The sequence below is a fragment of the Serratia myotis genome, from assembly GCF_027474885.1.
In the GTDB taxonomy this organism is placed as follows: Bacteria; Pseudomonadota; Gammaproteobacteria; order Enterobacterales; family Enterobacteriaceae; genus Serratia; species Serratia proteamaculans.
Map to the genome: position 1 here is coordinate 3,584,169 of NZ_CP099707.1, position 14,895 is coordinate 3,599,063.

The 14,895-nt window shown below is 58.9% G+C and carries 16 protein-coding genes; 6 read left to right on the forward strand and 10 right to left on the reverse strand.

Features of this window, described 5'->3' with window-relative positions:
* The first annotated feature begins 39 nt into the window (after positions 1-39).
* Genes NHG65_RS17025 through NHG65_RS17040 form a run of 4 tightly spaced genes read left to right on the forward strand, consistent with a single transcriptional unit; the run spans position 40 to position 3,188 of the window.
* On the forward strand, positions 40-720 hold the full coding sequence (locus tag NHG65_RS17025; RefSeq protein WP_207978266.1) for a TenA family protein: 681 nt from the start codon (positions 40-42) through the stop codon (positions 718-720).
* Positions 717-1,472 carry an ABC transporter ATP-binding protein gene (locus NHG65_RS17030; protein ID WP_499182462.1) on the forward strand — a complete coding sequence of 252 codons (756 nt, stop codon included), beginning with the start codon at positions 717-719 and terminating at the stop codon, positions 1,470-1,472. The genes NHG65_RS17025 and NHG65_RS17030 overlap by 4 nt, the downstream gene beginning before the upstream one ends.
* Complete coding sequence (locus NHG65_RS17035) at positions 1,469-2,236, forward strand: ABC transporter permease (RefSeq protein ID WP_499182463.1); 768 nt, start codon at positions 1,469-1,471, stop codon at positions 2,234-2,236. Before NHG65_RS17030 ends, NHG65_RS17035 begins: the two co-directional genes overlap by 4 nt.
* 16 nt (positions 2,237-2,252) lie before the next feature.
* Positions 2,253-3,188: an ABC transporter substrate-binding protein gene (locus NHG65_RS17040; RefSeq protein ID WP_413477831.1), complete on the forward strand. Its 936-nt coding sequence runs from the start codon at positions 2,253-2,255 to the stop codon at positions 3,186-3,188.
* 36 nt (positions 3,189-3,224) lie between these two features.
* Here NHG65_RS17040 and NHG65_RS17045 read toward each other — a convergent pair whose 3' ends face one another.
* Complete coding sequence (locus NHG65_RS17045; protein WP_413501817.1) at positions 3,225-3,956, reverse strand: transporter substrate-binding domain-containing protein; 732 nt, start codon at positions 3,954-3,956, stop codon at positions 3,225-3,227.
* Between the two features lie 291 nt (positions 3,957-4,247).
* Between NHG65_RS17045 and opgB the strand changes: the two genes are divergently transcribed.
* The gene (gene opgB / locus NHG65_RS17050) at positions 4,248-6,551 is read left to right on the forward strand and encodes a phosphatidylglycerol--membrane-oligosaccharide glycerophosphotransferase (protein WP_499182464.1); all 2,304 of its coding nucleotides are present in this window, start codon (positions 4,248-4,250) and stop codon (positions 6,549-6,551) included.
* Between the two features lie 197 nt (positions 6,552-6,748).
* Positions 6,749-8,209, forward strand: coding sequence for an AMP nucleosidase (locus NHG65_RS17055; RefSeq protein ID WP_499182465.1), 1,461 nt, complete (start codon positions 6,749-6,751; stop codon positions 8,207-8,209).
* Positions 8,210-8,234: 25 nt separating this feature from the next.
* On the opposite strand, the gene NHG65_RS17060 is transcribed toward NHG65_RS17055, so the two are convergent.
* The 9 genes from NHG65_RS17060 to NHG65_RS17100 all read right to left on the reverse strand — a co-directional run bounded on the left by NHG65_RS17060 (position 8,235) and on the right by NHG65_RS17100 (position 14,882).
* On the reverse strand, positions 8,235-9,488 hold the full coding sequence (locus NHG65_RS17060) for an FKBP-type peptidyl-prolyl cis-trans isomerase N-terminal domain-containing protein (RefSeq protein ID WP_499182466.1): 1,254 nt from the start codon (positions 9,486-9,488) through the stop codon (positions 8,235-8,237).
* A complete protein-coding gene (locus tag NHG65_RS17065) occupies positions 9,485-9,964 on the reverse strand; it encodes a YuaE family lipoprotein (RefSeq protein WP_157765467.1) in 480 nt (159 codons plus the stop codon). The genes NHG65_RS17060 and NHG65_RS17065 overlap by 4 nt, the downstream gene beginning before the upstream one ends.
* A 33-nt stretch (positions 9,965-9,997) precedes the next feature.
* Positions 9,998-10,765 carry a helix-turn-helix transcriptional regulator gene (locus tag NHG65_RS17070; RefSeq protein WP_499182467.1) on the reverse strand — a complete coding sequence of 256 codons (768 nt, stop codon included), beginning with the start codon at positions 10,763-10,765 and terminating at the stop codon, positions 9,998-10,000.
* 78 nt (positions 10,766-10,843) lie between these two features.
* The gene (locus tag NHG65_RS17075) at positions 10,844-11,251 is read right to left on the reverse strand and encodes a fimbrial protein (protein WP_499182468.1); all 408 of its coding nucleotides are present in this window, start codon (positions 11,249-11,251) and stop codon (positions 10,844-10,846) included.
* A 676-nt stretch (positions 11,252-11,927) separates the two neighbouring features.
* Positions 11,928-12,470 (reverse strand): fimbrial protein, encoded by a 543-nt coding sequence (locus NHG65_RS17080; protein WP_499182469.1) that lies wholly within the window; start codon positions 12,468-12,470, stop codon positions 11,928-11,930.
* On the reverse strand, positions 12,467-12,961 hold the full coding sequence (locus NHG65_RS17085; protein WP_499182470.1) for a fimbrial protein: 495 nt from the start codon (positions 12,959-12,961) through the stop codon (positions 12,467-12,469). Before NHG65_RS17085 ends, NHG65_RS17080 begins: the two co-directional genes overlap by 4 nt.
* Before the next feature lie 10 nt (positions 12,962-12,971).
* Positions 12,972-13,442 carry a fimbrial protein gene (locus tag NHG65_RS17090; protein WP_499182471.1) on the reverse strand — a complete coding sequence of 157 codons (471 nt, stop codon included), beginning with the start codon at positions 13,440-13,442 and terminating at the stop codon, positions 12,972-12,974.
* A 61-nt stretch (positions 13,443-13,503) separates the two neighbouring features.
* Positions 13,504-14,100, reverse strand: a complete 597-nt coding sequence (locus NHG65_RS17095; RefSeq protein WP_499182472.1) for a fimbrial protein — start codon at positions 14,098-14,100, stop codon at positions 13,504-13,506.
* 38 nt (positions 14,101-14,138) lie between these two features.
* Positions 14,139-14,882 carry a fimbria/pilus periplasmic chaperone gene (locus NHG65_RS17100; protein WP_099064803.1) on the reverse strand — a complete coding sequence of 248 codons (744 nt, stop codon included), beginning with the start codon at positions 14,880-14,882 and terminating at the stop codon, positions 14,139-14,141.
* Positions 14,883-14,895: the final 13 nt, after the last annotated feature.

Consider the following 14,895-nt stretch of genomic DNA (forward strand, 5'->3'; position numbering starts at 1 on the left):
TCAGCACGCCCGGATCTCCACTTAATTTTTGGAGGTCCCATGTTTACCCCCCAATTCGACGACGGTCTTTACGGACGGCTACGCCAACAGGCCGGTAGCCACTGGCAGGACTATGTCGCTCATCCCTTTATTCAGCAACTGGCTGCCGGTACCTTGCCGGAACCCGCTTTCCGTCGCTACCTGACCCAGGATTATCTGTTTCTGATCCACTTTGCCCGCGCCTACGCGCTGCTGGTCAGCAAGCTGCGCACCCTGCCGGAGATGCGCGCAGCCACCGCCTCGCTCAATGCGATTGTCGCCGAACTGCCTTTGCATCTGGCCTACTGCGCCGACTGGGGGCTGAGCGAGCCGCAGATTGCCGCCGAACCCGAGGCAGCGGAAACCCTCAACTACACCCGCTATGTGCTCGATATCGGCCACGCCGGTGATGCTCTGGATCTGCTGGCGGCCCTGCTGCCCTGTGTCGCCGGCTATGCCGAGATTGGCCTGCGCCTGCTCAACGACCCCGCCACGGTGATGGAAGCTAATCCTTATGCCTCGTGGATCCGCAACTATGGCGATCCGGCCTATCTGGCCGGGGTGCAGGCCGCACTCGACCTGCTGGAAAACGTTGGCCGCCAGCGTGGGGCTGAGAGCCGCCTGGCCGAGCTGTCGGTGATTTTCACCACCGCCACCCGGCTGGAATCCGCCTTCTGGCAAATGGGGCTGAATGCCCAATGAGTATAGGCAATGCGCAACACGATGGCGGCCGGCCGGGTATTCAGGTGCGGGATTTAACCCTGCGCTTTGGTCAGCAGGTGATTTTCGACCGGCTTAGTTTTGATATCGCAGGCGGCAGCTTTGTCGCCCTGCTCGGTGCCAGCGGTGCGGGGAAAACCAGCCTGTTGAAGATTATTGCCGGGCTGGCGAAACCCACCTCCGGTACGGTCATCGGCAGCGATGGCCAGCCGATTGCCGGGCGCATCGCCTACATGGGGCAAAAAGATTTGCTCTATCCGTGGCTGACCATTGACCAGAACATTAGCCTCGGCGCGCGGCTACGCGGTGAAAAGGCCGATCGCCCCTGGGCGGAGCACCTGCTGGAACGCGTGGGGCTGAGCGGTTATGGCAACGCTCTGCCTGCCGCGCTGTCCGGTGGCATGCGCCAGCGCGCCGCCATCGCCCGTACCCTATATGAACGCCAGCCGATTGTGCTGATGGATGAACCCTTTTCGGCGCTGGACACCATAACCCGCGCCATGATCCAGACGCTGGCCGCCGACCTGCTGGCGCAGCATACCGTGTTGCTGATTACTCATGACCCGATGGAGGCCTGCCGCCTTAGTCATCGCCTGCTGGTGCTGTCCCGCCACTCCGCCGGTATCGACGATAGCCATATTATCGAAGGCCTGCCGCCGCGCGCACCGGACGATCCTCAACTGCTGAAAAGCCAGAGCGAGTTACTGCTGCAACTGGTGAGGGCCGCCAGATGACGCCGCAGGTAGAAAGCCGCCTGTCACGGATGCGCCGCAGCCTGACGGTGTTTACCGGCCTGTTACTGCTGTGGGGGCTGGTCACTTTGGGTGATATTCCCGCCTTTTTGCTGCCGTCTCCCTCTGCGGTAGCGCAGGCGCTATGGAATGACCGGGCCTACCTCGCTTATCACACGCTGATCACCGCCGCCGAGATCGCCTGCGGCCTGCTGGCCGGGGTGTTACTCGGTGCCGTGCTGGCGCTGTGCATGATTTATTCCCCACGGCTACAACGCTGGCTGATGCCCCTGGTGCTGACCAGCCAGGCGATACCGGTGTTTGCGCTGGCCCCTCTGCTGGTGCTGTGGTTTGGCTTTGGCATGAGCGCCAAGGTGGTGATGGCGGTGCTGGTGATCTTCTTCCCGGTCACCTCGGCCTTCTTCGATGGGCTGCGCCGGGTCAATAACGATTATCTCGATCTGGCCCGCACCCTGCGCGCCGCCCCCTGGGCCCAACTGCGGCACGTGCGGCTAATGGCGGCACTGCCGGCCTTTGGTTCCGGGCTGCGGATGGCCGCTGCCGTCGCCCCGATTGGCGCGATTATCGGCGAATGGGTGGGCTCGGCGGAGGGGCTGGGTTACGTGATGCTTAACGCCAACGCGCGCATGCAGACCGACGTCTGTTTCGCCGCGTTGTTTATTCTGGTGCTGATGACCGTCTTGCTTTGGGTGACGGTGGACGCGCTGCTGCTGCGCCTGATCAACTGGGCGCCGGAACATGACTGAAAATAAGGGATCCACCATGATTAAAAATACCCTGTGCGGCCTGATGCTTAGCGCCACGCTGGCCGGGCAAGCCACTGCCGCTGAAAAACTGACGCTGGTGCTCGACTGGTATATCAACCCTGACCACGCGCCGATTATGGTGGCCGAGCAGATTGGTGCCTTCAAGGCCGAAGGGCTGGACGTCAAGATCGTGCCGCCTTCCGATCCGGCGCTGCCACCGCGGCTGGTGGCGGCAAAACAGGCCGATCTGGCGATCACCTATCAGCCACAGCTGCATTTCTTCGCCGATCAGGGCCTGCCGCTGGTGCGCGTAGGCACCCTGATTAATTCACCGCTGAATACCGTGATTACGCTGGATAAAAATATCACCACCCCGGCGGGTCTTAAGGGCAAAAAAATCGGCTACTCGGTCAGCGGTATCGAACAGGCCACGTTGGCAACCATGTTCAAACATGAACACCTCAAGCCTGACGACGGCAAGTTGATCAACGTTAATTTCCAACTGACCAGCGCCCTGATGGCAGGCCAGGTTGATGCGGTGATTGGCGGTTATCGCAATATTGAAGCGCTGGAACTCAAGCTGCAGGGCAAGGATCCGGTGGTGTTTAACGTGGAAGACTACGGGGTTCCGGCTTACGACGAGCTGATTATTGTCGCCAATCGCGACGCGGTGACCGAGCCGAAAATCAAAAAATTCCTCGTGGCACTGAAAAAAGGCAACGACTACCTGCAGGCCCACCCGCAGGAAAGCTGGCTGGCGTTCGCCAAGGCCCACCCGGAACTGAATACCGAGCTAAACAAACAGGCCTGGCAAGCCAGCCTGCCATTGTTCGCCCGCGATCCGGCCAGGCTGGATAAAGCGCGCTATCAGGCCTACGAACAATTCCTGTTCGACAATAAGCTGATCAAGAAAATCACCCCGGTAGAGCAGTATGCGGTGGAGCTGCACTAAGGGCGCGGCATGCAGCGCCCCTACCACTAACTGGACTCAGGCAGAGGGGGCCAGGGTCACATCCCCCTGGCCGCTGCGCTGCAGGGCCTGCTGCACCAGTCCGTTCGCCTTGCACCGCTCCACAAATTCGCGCACATAGGCCGCCCCGGCTGTTTTTTCTCGCGGCACTGCCATCGCCTGGTGGATCGCGGTGAAGTGCCCGGCCAACACCCGGAAAGCCGGATTTGCCGCTGCGGCGGCCAGCAAGGGTTGACGTACACCTGCTGCGGCATCCAGGCCCTGCTCCAGAAACAGGGTTATCGCCTCGGCGGAGGTCTCTGCTCGCACCAACTGCGCATGCTTTAAGGTGCGCGACAAATACAGGTCATAGGCCGCGCCCTTGCCCACCGCGATGCGCACCTCAGGCCGATCCAACTCGGCCACCTGCTGCCAGGGTGACGCCTGTGCCAGCAAATAAGTGCCTTCAATGATCACATAAGGCGCACTGAAAGCGATTTGTTCCGCCCGCACCGGCTCGATAGCCATAAAGGCCACATCCCAGGCCGAGGTTGCCAACGCGGCGAAAACCTTGCCCGCCGCGTCGTAAGTCACCAACTCCAATGCCACGCCCAGTTCATGCGCCAATGCGCTGGCTAAAACCACGGACACGCCCTGCGGTTCGCCATCCGGCCCCGTCTGCGCCAAAACCGGATTGCCAAGATTGATCGCCGCGCGCAGGACACCCTGTGGGGCCAAGTCAGCAAGTACGGCTGCGGGAATAGGGTCCATGGTTATCTCCTTAATAATGAGTCACTGCGCCTCTTCAACGCGTCCCATTAATGTTATAGCCCAATATCGGCTGAGCAACATTTAAGCGTGGCTCCCCCTGGAGACGTGACTGGTGTCACAGTATTGTCACAAAAATGACCAATCGCCCCCCGCCGCACCGGGCCGCTGCAAACACGCATTGACCCTGTCGCAGTCAATGCGCTATACCCTTCCTCTTTCGCGCTGTGCGCGGTTCAGCCGCGTTTCTCAGGGCAGTTAAGATTTTCTTTTTAATCAGACAGGGTACGGTGGATGGTTTCAGCATTAATTTCGTTTGCACTTTTCTTAGCCTCAATTCTCATCTACCGGACCCGGGCCGCCGCCAACCGCTGGTGGCTGGCCGCTCTGCTGACGCTGCTGGGCAGCTACCTGATCCTCAACGTGGTGCTGATCGCCAGTAACTACTTTACCGGCGACGGCATTACCGATGCGGTGCTCTACACCCTCACCAGCAGTCTGAAGGGCGCCGGCGTCGGCAAATACCTGCTGCCGTTTATTGGGCTGTTGGCGGTATTGGCACTGATCTTCGCCGTGCTGACCTGGAGCCTGGTGCGGCGCAAGGCAAAAAGCAGCAGCGTGGTATATAGCGTGATCGCCGTGCTGCTGGCGCTGTTTTCCGTCGGCACCACCCCGGCCTTTCAGGATATTTCCCTGCTGGTCAGAAGCCAGATTAGCGGTGACACCGCCGACTTTGATACCTACTACAAAGCCCCGAAGAAGAGCGTGCAGGGCAAAGCACCGAACCTGGTGTATATCTATGCCGAAAGCCTGGAAAGAACCTACCTGGATGAGGATGTTTTCCCCGGCCTGGCCGATGAACTGAATCAGCACCGTGAAAACAGCATCGACTTCAGCAACACCCAGCAGTTGCCGGGCACCGGCTATACCATTGCCGGAATGGTGTCTTCACAGTGCGGTATTCCGCTGTTTGCCCCCTTTGATGGCAACGCCTCCAGCGCGGTGTCCACCTTTTATCCGGAAAACGTCTGCCTGGGTGACGTGCTGAAATCCGCCGGTTACGACAACTACTTCTATCAGGGTGCCGAACTGGCCTTTGCCGGTAAGGACACCTTCCTGAAATCGCACGGTTTTGACCATGCCTACGGCTTCAAGGAATTGCGCGGGCAGGTCAGCGACCCAAGCTACAAAAATGACTGGGGCTGGTACGACGATACCGTGCTGGATCTGGTGTTCGACAAGTTTGTCGAGCTGTCGAAACAGGATAAAAAGTTCTCGCTGTTTGCACTGACCGTCGACACCCACCACCCGGACGGTTTCATCTCCGCCAGTTGCAGCAAAAAATCATTCAGTTGGCAGAACAAGGAAAACCGTTCGCTGAGCGCGGTGGCCTGCAGCCAGCAGCACATTGCGGCGCTGATCGACAAAATCAAAGCGTCCGACTACTTCAAAAACACCGTCATCGTGGTGTCCTCAGATCATCTGGCGATGAACAACACCGCCTATGACATTCTGACCAAACAGAAACGCCGCAACCTGTTCTTTATCATTGATGGCACCCACCCGCAGACCGCGCTGCATAACGAAAAGCGCAGCACGCTGGACAACGGTGCCACGGTGCTGGATGTGATGGGCGGCGATAACTACATCGGCCTCGGCCGCAGCAGCCTGTCCAGCCCAACGCTGGCCACCGTGTTCCTGAATATTGATGAAAAGATCAACGCCTGGAAACCGGCGGTGGTGAAGCAATGGGGCTTCCCGAACAGCATTAGCAACTTTAGTCTGGACGACCAGGGCAGCCGTTTTACCTTCTCTGGCATCACCTTTAAGGTGCCGTTTATCCTGAAGGTGACGGACAACAAAATTGAGCCAATGTTTAACGTCTACCTGTCCACGCCGCTGAAGAAACAGCTGGCCGGTCTGGGAGCAGGTGAAAAATTTGTCTGGGTCGACAAGTGCTATGAAATCGGTCGGGTGTGGGCACCGGAGCTGGCGCTAAGCACCGAAACCTGCGTCGCCTCCGGCAATCTGGCCGCCCCACCGCAGATTGTGCAGGCCAAAGCGGGCAGTTATCGCGGCAAGGTCAACTTTACTGCGCCAGAAGCGGACAGCGTTGCCGCTTACCAACAGGCCGTCAAGCGGCTGAAAGTGGACGACAGCGCGGTTAAATATCACGCGGATGCCATCGCCTTTATGCTGCCGGGGATGCCGGAACAGGTGAAGGCCATCACCGGCGTTTCCAGCGTCGAGGATTGGGGCCGCTGGTCAGACGCCAATCTGGCTCCGACGGTGAACATTGACTACGTTGACCCACTGCCATCCGCCTTCGATCTGGTGCTGCGCGCACGCGCTTACGGCAAAAATGTCGGTGAGCCGATCTCGGTACGCGTTGGGGATCAGGAGCAGTTTGTGACGCTCACTGAGCAGGACAGCACCGTGACCCTGCGTTTCGACAACCCCGGCGGCGCGCAGAACATCAGCATCACGCCACCGGCACCGACCGAGCCGCAGGAAGGTGCCAGCGGGGGCTTTATACCAAAAAAACTGGGTATTGGCCTGGTCTCGCTGAAGGTCGAACAGACCGCCCCCGCTTCCTGATCATCTCCTTGTTGGGGGCGAATTTATTCGCCCCCAACAGCAAATCTACCGGGCGCAGATTTGAACGCTGCGTTTTCTTTCCTCCGGTTCTATTTCTGCAAAGCTTTTGCGCCCATCTTCAGCTAACCTGTTGCTGTGAATTGATATCGGCATCCGCATGCCTCCCGCCGCAGAGCCGGGAGAACCCAGGAGAGAGTATGAGCAGTCAGCTATCCGGCACCGGCCTCACCCCCGCTCAGGCGATTGAACAACTGGAAGCGCTGTATGAAGCCTCGGTTGAAGCGCTGCGCCAGGCGGTTGGGGATTTTATCAGTCACGGCGGGCTACCCGACGCGCAGACCCGCGCCGCAGGGCTGTTTGTTTACCCTGAACTGCGAGTCAGTTGGGATGGCAAATCGACCGGTCAGACCAAGACCCGCGCCTTCGGCCGCTTCACCCATACCGGCTGCTACACCACCACCATTACCCGACCACAGCTGTTTCGGCACTATCTGACCGAACAATTGACCCTGTTGGCGGGGGAATATGATGCACATATTGAAGTGCGGCCATCACAACAGGAAATCCCCTTCCCATACGTGATCGACGGTTCCAATCTGATGCTGGATCGTTCGATGAGTGCCAGTCTGGCGCAGCATTTCCCTACCACCGAATTGGCGCAAATTGGTGACGAAACCGCTGACGGTCTGTTCAACGCCACCAGCACTTTCCCGCTTTCACACTTCGACGCATTGCGGGCCGATTTTTCACTGGCGCGGTTGCGGCACTACACCGGCACCCCGGTGGAGCATTTCCAGCCGTTCGTGCTGTTCACCAACTACACCCGCTACGTGGATGAGTTTGTCCGCTGGGCCTGCGCCGAGATAGCCGATCCGGCCAGCCCTTATATTGCGTTGTCCAGCGCCGGTGGCATCTATATCACGCCGGAAACCACCGCGCCGGACCAGGCCGTGTCCGATCTGGCCTGGAAGAATCACCAGATGCCGGCCTACCACCTGATTTCCCGTACCGGCCAGGGCATTACCCTGATCAATATCGGTGTCGGTCCGTCTAACGCCAAAACCATCTGCGACCATCTGGCGGTATTGCGCCCCAGCGCCTGGCTGATGATTGGCCACTGTGGCGGCCTGCGTGAAAGCCAGTCGATTGGCGACTATGTGCTGGCCCACGCCTACCTGCGCGACGATCACGTGCTGGATTCGGTACTGCCACCGGACATCCCAATCCCCAGCATTGCCGAAGTACAGCGCGCGCTGTATGACGCCACCAAAATGGTCAGCGGCATGCCGGGCGAAGAGGTCAAACAACGCCTGCGTACCGGCACCGTGGTCACCACCGACGACCGCAACTGGGAGCTGCGTTACTCGGCTTCGGCACTGCGCTTTAACCTCAGCCGCGCCGTGGCGGTAGACATGGAAAGTGCCACCATCGCCGCTCAGGGTTATCGGTTCCGGGTGCCTTACGGCACGTTGCTGTGCGTGTCCGACAAGCCGCTGCACGGCGAAATCAAACTGCCCGGCCAGGCCAACCGCTTCTATGAAGGCGCAATCTCGGAGCACCTGCAGATCGGTATCTGCGCGATCGATCTGCTGCGTGCAGAAGGCGATCGTTTGCACTCCCGCAAGCTGCGTACCTTTAACGAGCCACCTTTCCGCTGACGGGTAGCCCCGCTGCAACTGCCGGTCATTTCTTGGCCGGACGTGGCGGGGTTAATCCTTTCAGATCGTAACTCAGCACGGTGAACGCCTCTACCCCACGCGGCAACGGCAGCGAGCCATAGACCGATTTGGCTAGCGCATAGGCTTGTACTTCACTCCCCTCACCGAGCAATGGCAGGGCTTCGCGCACCACCGCCGGCATTTCATCAGTGACCGTTAATACCAACTGCGGTAACTGACTGACCGTGCGCCCATCGGCGATGGCTTCGGTCAACGACAGCATTACCGGCGCATCCGGATCGGTAATCGTCTTGCCCTTTTTCACCACAAAATAGGTAATGCCATCCACCTGTTTCACCGGCGTGCGTCCCCGGCTTTTCTTGGCGATCAGCGCCTCACCGTCACTGACCTGCTTGCTCACCTGCTGCTGCAACCGGGTCGCGAACTGGAGATAAACGGCATCCATATCCGCTTTTTTCATCTGCATACTGCCCTTCAGGCCGTCGCTGATACCGGCCAGCACACCCTGTTGATCCAACGTCAAACCGGCACTGGTGTAACTCTGCAATCGCTCACGCAGGTTGGCGGCAATGCTTTGCCCCACCACATAATCCTGCTTGCCGCTGGTGGTGGTCAGATTGGCCTGCGGCCCGGCAGGTTTGGCGCGTAACGCGGCCAGCGCAGATTGCGACACCGCCAGCTCGGCCGTGCGAGCGGTAAGCTGTTTTTGGTTATCTCCACGCAGGGTCAATTGGGACTGCAGCGCTTCCAGTTGCCGCTGTTGTACCCGCAACTGGCTGTCACGTTCTTTGAGTGCTTCTCTGGCAGTCGCAAGATGTCCGGCCACCGAGCGTTCCTTGGCCAATTGGCTCTCTAGCTGCTGTTGCAGGGCGGTTTTATCGGCGGCCAGCGTGGCACGGGCCGCTTCACTGCTCGCCAACTGCTGATCATCCCGGCTGCCTGCCGCCAGTTGCTCCTTGAGACCGGCAATTTCCGCCTGCAACGCGCTGCTCTGGCGGCGGGCGGACTGCGCCTGGCGCGCAGCCGCCGCGGCGGCTGAAACTGACACCGGTGCTGTACCCCGCTCCTTTTCACCTCGCCCTTTTTGTTGTGACTCAATCAACGCGCCCAGCCCATAGCCGTTATCCTGCTGCGGACGCACCAGCGCATCGACCGAAGACAGGGGTTCCGGTGGGGTGTAAGCCGCCGTCGCCGTACCGGCGAAGCACAGCGGAACCGCCAACAAGGTGCAGGCCGTTACTGACCACGTCTTGATCATTGCCCACGCCCCTGCGGGATATCCGCCTGCGCCATCAGCGATTGCGACAACGCATTACGAATTCCCCAACACAGTCTGGCCATACCGTATTGGTAACGTGGCGTCATGATGTCGTTGATGTCGTTACTGATACCCGTTTTGACCTCCATATAGCGCCGACCGCTGGCCACCAGATGGTCCATTTCGCTGCGATAACGAGCATACTGCGCCGCATTAACCGTTTTCAGCGCGGCCAGTTCGTTATTGCACTGCGTGACCTTGCTGTCTTTCTCCATGACCGGTGGCGCTTCCGGTGTGGCATTGGGGTTAGTGGCAGTCGCGGTGACTTTCATCGGTACCGCCGCTATGTTGGGTGCGTCCTGCGGGCGCAGTCGTGACTCCGGCGAGGTGGTACAACCGCCAAGAAGAAGAAAACTGCCGACCATTCCCATCATCACACTGCGACGCAAGGCGCCGGACCTAAAGTAAGCATTCATATTCTGGTTAAAGCCCTTGTAAATTCTCGATAATTAACGTTCTGCTTTTTGCCACCCAGCATCGAAATAAGCGACACTATGCACTGGCGGCGGTAAACAACATGACGGTAACGGGTACCCGACCAGGGTCAGGCGGAAAAACTCATCCATCAACGAAAACAGCAACATCATTTCCCGCCCGCCACGGATATGCAGGCGCTTAAAGACATCCACCTTGTGGCCGCTGACCGTTTTTTCATGGATTTGCAGCCGCCGGGCGATGTCCTGCTGCTTCACGCCCTGGCGCAACAGGCGCAATACCCCCCGCTGACGAAAGCTAAGATCAATATCGGCTTTGGGTAACGGCGGCAGATAAACCGCCCTCGCTAGCGAAGGCTCCAGCAGCGATGACAGCACCTGCCGCAAAAGCTCGCGCGCCATATGTGCGTCCAGCACCGTCAGGCTGGGGATGCGCTGAGTCATCGCCGCAAACAGCGGCTGCAGCTCATCGGTCATTACCACTTGTCGGCAAAACGGTGACAGATCGGCCACCTGTTTAAGGATCGACAGCGCCCCCTGTAATGAAGCTACGCCATACGAATAGGCGTAAATCACCAGCACCGGCAACTTGCTCTGTTTAACCGCGTGTACCACTCCCGCCAGCGTAGAAACCACGACCGGTGGTGCATCAGCGGGCAGCAACGGCAGGCTCAGTGCCTGCAACCCCTGCTGCCAAAAACAGTCGCGCGAATAAATCACCACCTGCGTAATGGCATCGGGTGCCGAACCGTCAACGACGGTGGGTCGATAGCTGAACTCCATGATCTTGCTCCATGATTAACGGCTTCCCTGTTCGCCGCAGGTCTGGCCTGCGGCGAGTCATTCTGGCTTTGACGCGGGTTATAGCTCGGACACCACCAACGTTCCCGAGGCGCTAAAGTCACCGGTGGCGATATCCAACGCTTTGCTCGCCGGGTTACGCAGCACCGAGAAGCCGAGGGTTGTGCTGCCCGACCCTGTGACCTTCATGGCGAACGACTCCCCCAGCTTGGCCGCGGTTCCGCCCACGGTGACCTGTACCCCCAGGTCGGGGTTGCTGGTGGCCAACTGCGACGTCGACCAAGAGGTCGCAGTCATATTTAATTTGACGTTGAAGTCATGGGCGCTAGTACCGGTGCAGGCCAGGGTCAGTGCTTTGATTTGTTCGGTTCCGCCAGTGGTGGGAATTTCGCTACGCTCCACGCTGCCAAAGGGGATATTCCAGTTGTCGGTCGTAGTTACCGTGCAGTTATCTGGGGTGGTCGGCACGGTTTTCCCGGTTCCACACTTAGAACCATCCGAGTATGTCAATGCCCATAGCCTCCCCAGTTGATCCTTATAGACCAGACAAACAGATTGCATTCCTGGCAGGAATGCCACGTCAAATATCGGCTGACCAGATGTCGACCGTGAAATACAATCGCTCCATGGTTCCCCGGCAGTACACTTTATGGCGGCACCAATCGATGCGATCCCAACCCCCTCCTCTCCGTTGGGACAAAATGCCGTTGTGGATTGCTTGCCTTGGCATCCACGAAATACCCCATTTATCGTGGTTACACCTGCTGGGGTATACCCCACAGGGGGCGTAGCGCTCGCAGTTGTAAAACTCATCCCCAGCGGACCAGCTTTTCCATCAGTTCGCCGCCAAAAGGGGCCATTGGGGCCATTCTGATCTACGCACCATGTCGCCGAACCCGAACTGGCACACCTGACAGGGCCCCAAAAACCCCAGGCCAGATTGCCGTAACACATCCCCATAATCCCAACCAACAATGCACCTATACGTATCGATGCAATGAGACTTATATTTTGTATCCCCATCATTTATCCTTATCCGGCGGCACTGTCTGTGGGGCCCCTTAGAACCCAAAAACTAGCCACCCAGTAGTGATACTCATTATTGTTATCGGACCCGCTCGTTCCGAACACCCAAACTCCGCCATCACGGGTAATCCAGCGCAAAGGTGGCTACCGCAGTAAAGTCCCCGGTCACAATCTTGTGGTCCTTTATCGCCGTGGGCTCACCCTGCACATAGTTCATCAGCGTTAGCGTGGTGGTGTCTTGGGTTAACGCCATTAACGGCGTGGCCTTATTGATCGGCAGCGGCGTGCCGTCCGCCAGCTCCATGCCGATGGCAATACCGCCCGCCCCCCCGGTGTTCACCGCCAGCAAGCCCGGCAATACCAGCGACTCGGTGCCCTTGAAGGTCAGCGACACCGTCTTGCCCAGCGACAAATCACAGCCCAATAGCCGGATGGTGATCGGCTTGCTGTGGGTGCGGGTGTTGAGGTACAGGTACTTGTCGATCACCGTGCCAAAATCCAGCGAGATATCGGTGGTTTTCGGGTCCAGCTCGCACGGGTCGGCTACCAAAGTGCCATCAAAGCGCAGGTTATCGGTGGTTGCCGCCTGCACGCCCGCCGCCATTAACAGCGTCAACAACAGCGCCGACAGCGGGTGAGTTCTGTGTTGTCGTTGCATCATTCATACTCCGCCAGCAGGGTTGCGGTGGCCGTAAACGGGCTTTCAACCAGCGTGACGCTGGGATCCTTGACCGGTACCACCTCCAGCTTGGGTGGACTTTTATCATCAATCTTCATCCGGCTGTTGAGGGTAAAGGGTTTGCCATCCTGCAAAATACGGATCCCCAAACCATTGGCGCTGGTGCTCACCGCCGCCTGATCAAAACTGGTTGCTATACCTTTAACCACCAGGGTCATTGCGGCGCTGTCGTCCGGATCGTCACAGCTCAGGCTGTAACTCACCTTTTGCAGATAGCGACTGCCATCCACCTTGTTGACACCCACGTTGCCAAAATGCACCTCGATATCCCGATCGCCATTGATGTGACAAGGGCGCTGTTTCAACACCCCGTGGAAGGTCACGTCGATCTGGTCGCCAGTTGGAGCGGCGGCTGTCTGAAAGCTCAGCGCCATCATCAGCATCACCGCCGACAGCCCTCTGTGTTGGTTCATCTCACTGCCCTCAGTTAAAACCGACAATTAAGGTCGCTGCCCCGTTGAACGCCTGACCATTTTGAAAGCTGGCATCCTTCCCTTTCACTAATACCGCATCAAACTTCGGCGGTGCAGCGGGATCAATATCGATCCATTGGTTCAACGTCAGGGTTTTGCCATCTTTCTGTAGGCGAAGCCCCAGGCCCTTGGCATCGGTTTTCAGCAGCGTGCCGTCAAAGTCCGCGGCAGTGCCCGTCAGCTTCATTTGGATGCTTTTACCTTCCGGATCGCCATGGCAATCCAGGGTGTAGGGCAGGCTTTGTTTGTAGGCGCCGTCCTTGATGTCTTTGATAAACACATCGCCAAACTCGACTGCGATAGGCCGGGTGCCAATAAAGGTGCAACTGCCTTTTGCCACTACCGTGCCACTGATCTTCACATTCACCGTCGAATCATCCATTTTGGCCAGCGCAGTTCCGGACAGCAGTAATGACGCCAACGCCAACACCTGCATTGTCTGCGGGCCCCGCCGCCTAAGGGTGTTTTGCATCATTTGCCCCTCAGTCATAGTTCAGCCGAAAATCGACGCTGGCGCGAAACGCCCCCGGTGCCAACGCCGCCCGGGTACGCTCAGGTACCACGTAATAGGTCAACTGGTCGTTATACGGCGTCAGAAATTGCGGGGCGCCGCGTGACCCCAGCCGCACATCGCGCTTTTGGCTGTCCAGCAGCCGCAGGCCCAGCCCCGACGCACCGCGTGCCTGCACCAGGTCCGGGTTGTCATCGTCCATGCGAGCGGCAAAAGACACCGACACCACCGGCTGAATACTGTCCCAGGTCAGGCTGCCGATGCGGTCATCGCGCTGCCGCCCGCCGACCGGCAGGCAGTCCCGCAGTTGCAATTGCACTGCCACCGGCTCGCCCTGGTCGCCCGGGCGCAGCAGGGTCGCGGTCGGGATCACCCCCATCTCCACCTGCTGAAACAACGACGTCATATCCAGTCGGCAGGCCCCGGCCGCCAGCGCACCGCTGATATGTAACTCACCGTGAGCACCCTCTACCCCCCAGTTGTCCGGCGCGGCCTGTGCCGATATCGCCGTGCTCATCAACACCAGCGCGGCAACCCAGGCGGGCGGGGTTCGATCAATCCTGTTCATACACTTCTCCTTGTTGATTGCCGCATTCCGTGCCGCGCTTAGCCGGCCTTGCTGCTGCGCACGCTGCAGGTGGCACCGTTACAGCCAAATACCAGCTTCGGGCGGCCGCCGTAGTCGTTGATGTAGGTCAGCACCGGGGCAGACCCCAGCGCTGCCGCCGATCCGCCCAACATCACGTTAGCCTTGGGGGCGATCATCACCGGGTTAACGCCCGGGATGTCTTTGCCACCCAGGCTGGCCGAGGCACTCGCCAGCGTGATGAAGTACGGCGTCGGGTTGTTGACCTGATACTGATCCCCCACCCGCGTCAACGTCAGCTTTTCCTGCCAGGCCTTGGCATCTCGCGTCACCAGCGTCGCCGGGCGGTAAAACAGTTTGATGCGCGTCTGCAACGCGATCTGCAGAGTGTTCGGCTTGCTGCTCTTGGGTGGAATTTCGCGCAGGTTGAAGTAAAACAGGCTCTCCCGATCCTGCGGCAGGCTTGCCACCTCCGGGCTGGCCTGAATTTTTACCTGGCTTTTCGCCCCCGGTTCGACGCGCTGCAGTGGTGGCAACACTATTAATGGCGAGGTCACTTTGTTGCCTTCGGCATTCTCTATCCAGCCCTGTGCCAGATAGGGTAATTCCTTGTTCTGATTACTGATGCTCAGGCTGATGGATTTCTGGTCACCGTTAAAGATGACGCGGGTACGATCCAACGCGATGGCGGCAACCGCCTGCTGCATGCTCAATACACCGGTCAATAAGACGGCAGTTACCGCCAGGGAAGTCTTTAATTTCATCTCTTTCACTCAC

Bases quoted from the DNA above. Each gene is read 5' to 3' on its own strand.
- NHG65_RS17100 (WP_099064803.1), bottom strand. From the start codon at position 14,882: ATGAAATTAAAGACTTCCCTGGCGGTAACTGCCGTCTTATTGACCGGT.
- NHG65_RS17030 (WP_499182462.1), top strand. From the start codon at position 717: ATGAGTATAGGCAATGCGCAACACGATGGCGGCCGGCCGGGTATTCAG.
- NHG65_RS17045 (WP_413501817.1), bottom strand. From the start codon at position 3,956: ATGGACCCTATTCCCGCAGCCGTACTTGCTGACTTGGCCCCACAGGGT.
- NHG65_RS17095 (WP_499182472.1), bottom strand. From the start codon at position 14,100: ATGAACAGGATTGATCGAACCCCGCCCGCCTGGGTTGCCGCGCTGGTG.
- NHG65_RS17070 (WP_499182467.1), bottom strand. From the start codon at position 10,765: ATGGAGTTCAGCTATCGACCCACCGTCGTTGACGGTTCGGCACCCGAT.
- NHG65_RS17065 (WP_157765467.1), bottom strand. From the start codon at position 9,964: ATGAATGCTTACTTTAGGTCCGGCGCCTTGCGTCGCAGTGTGATGATG.
- NHG65_RS17080 (WP_499182469.1), bottom strand. From the start codon at position 12,470: ATGATGCAACGACAACACAGAACTCACCCGCTGTCGGCGCTGTTGTTG.
- NHG65_RS17025 (WP_207978266.1), top strand. From the start codon at position 40: ATGTTTACCCCCCAATTCGACGACGGTCTTTACGGACGGCTACGCCAA.
- NHG65_RS17085 (WP_499182470.1), bottom strand. From the start codon at position 12,961: ATGAACCAACACAGAGGGCTGTCGGCGGTGATGCTGATGATGGCGCTG.
- NHG65_RS17035 (WP_499182463.1), top strand. From the start codon at position 1,469: ATGACGCCGCAGGTAGAAAGCCGCCTGTCACGGATGCGCCGCAGCCTG.
- opgB (WP_499182464.1), top strand. From the start codon at position 4,248: ATGGTTTCAGCATTAATTTCGTTTGCACTTTTCTTAGCCTCAATTCTC.
- NHG65_RS17055 (WP_499182465.1), top strand. From the start codon at position 6,749: ATGAGCAGTCAGCTATCCGGCACCGGCCTCACCCCCGCTCAGGCGATT.
- NHG65_RS17040 (WP_413477831.1), top strand. From the start codon at position 2,253: ATGATTAAAAATACCCTGTGCGGCCTGATGCTTAGCGCCACGCTGGCC.
- NHG65_RS17060 (WP_499182466.1), bottom strand. From the start codon at position 9,488: ATGATCAAGACGTGGTCAGTAACGGCCTGCACCTTGTTGGCGGTTCCG.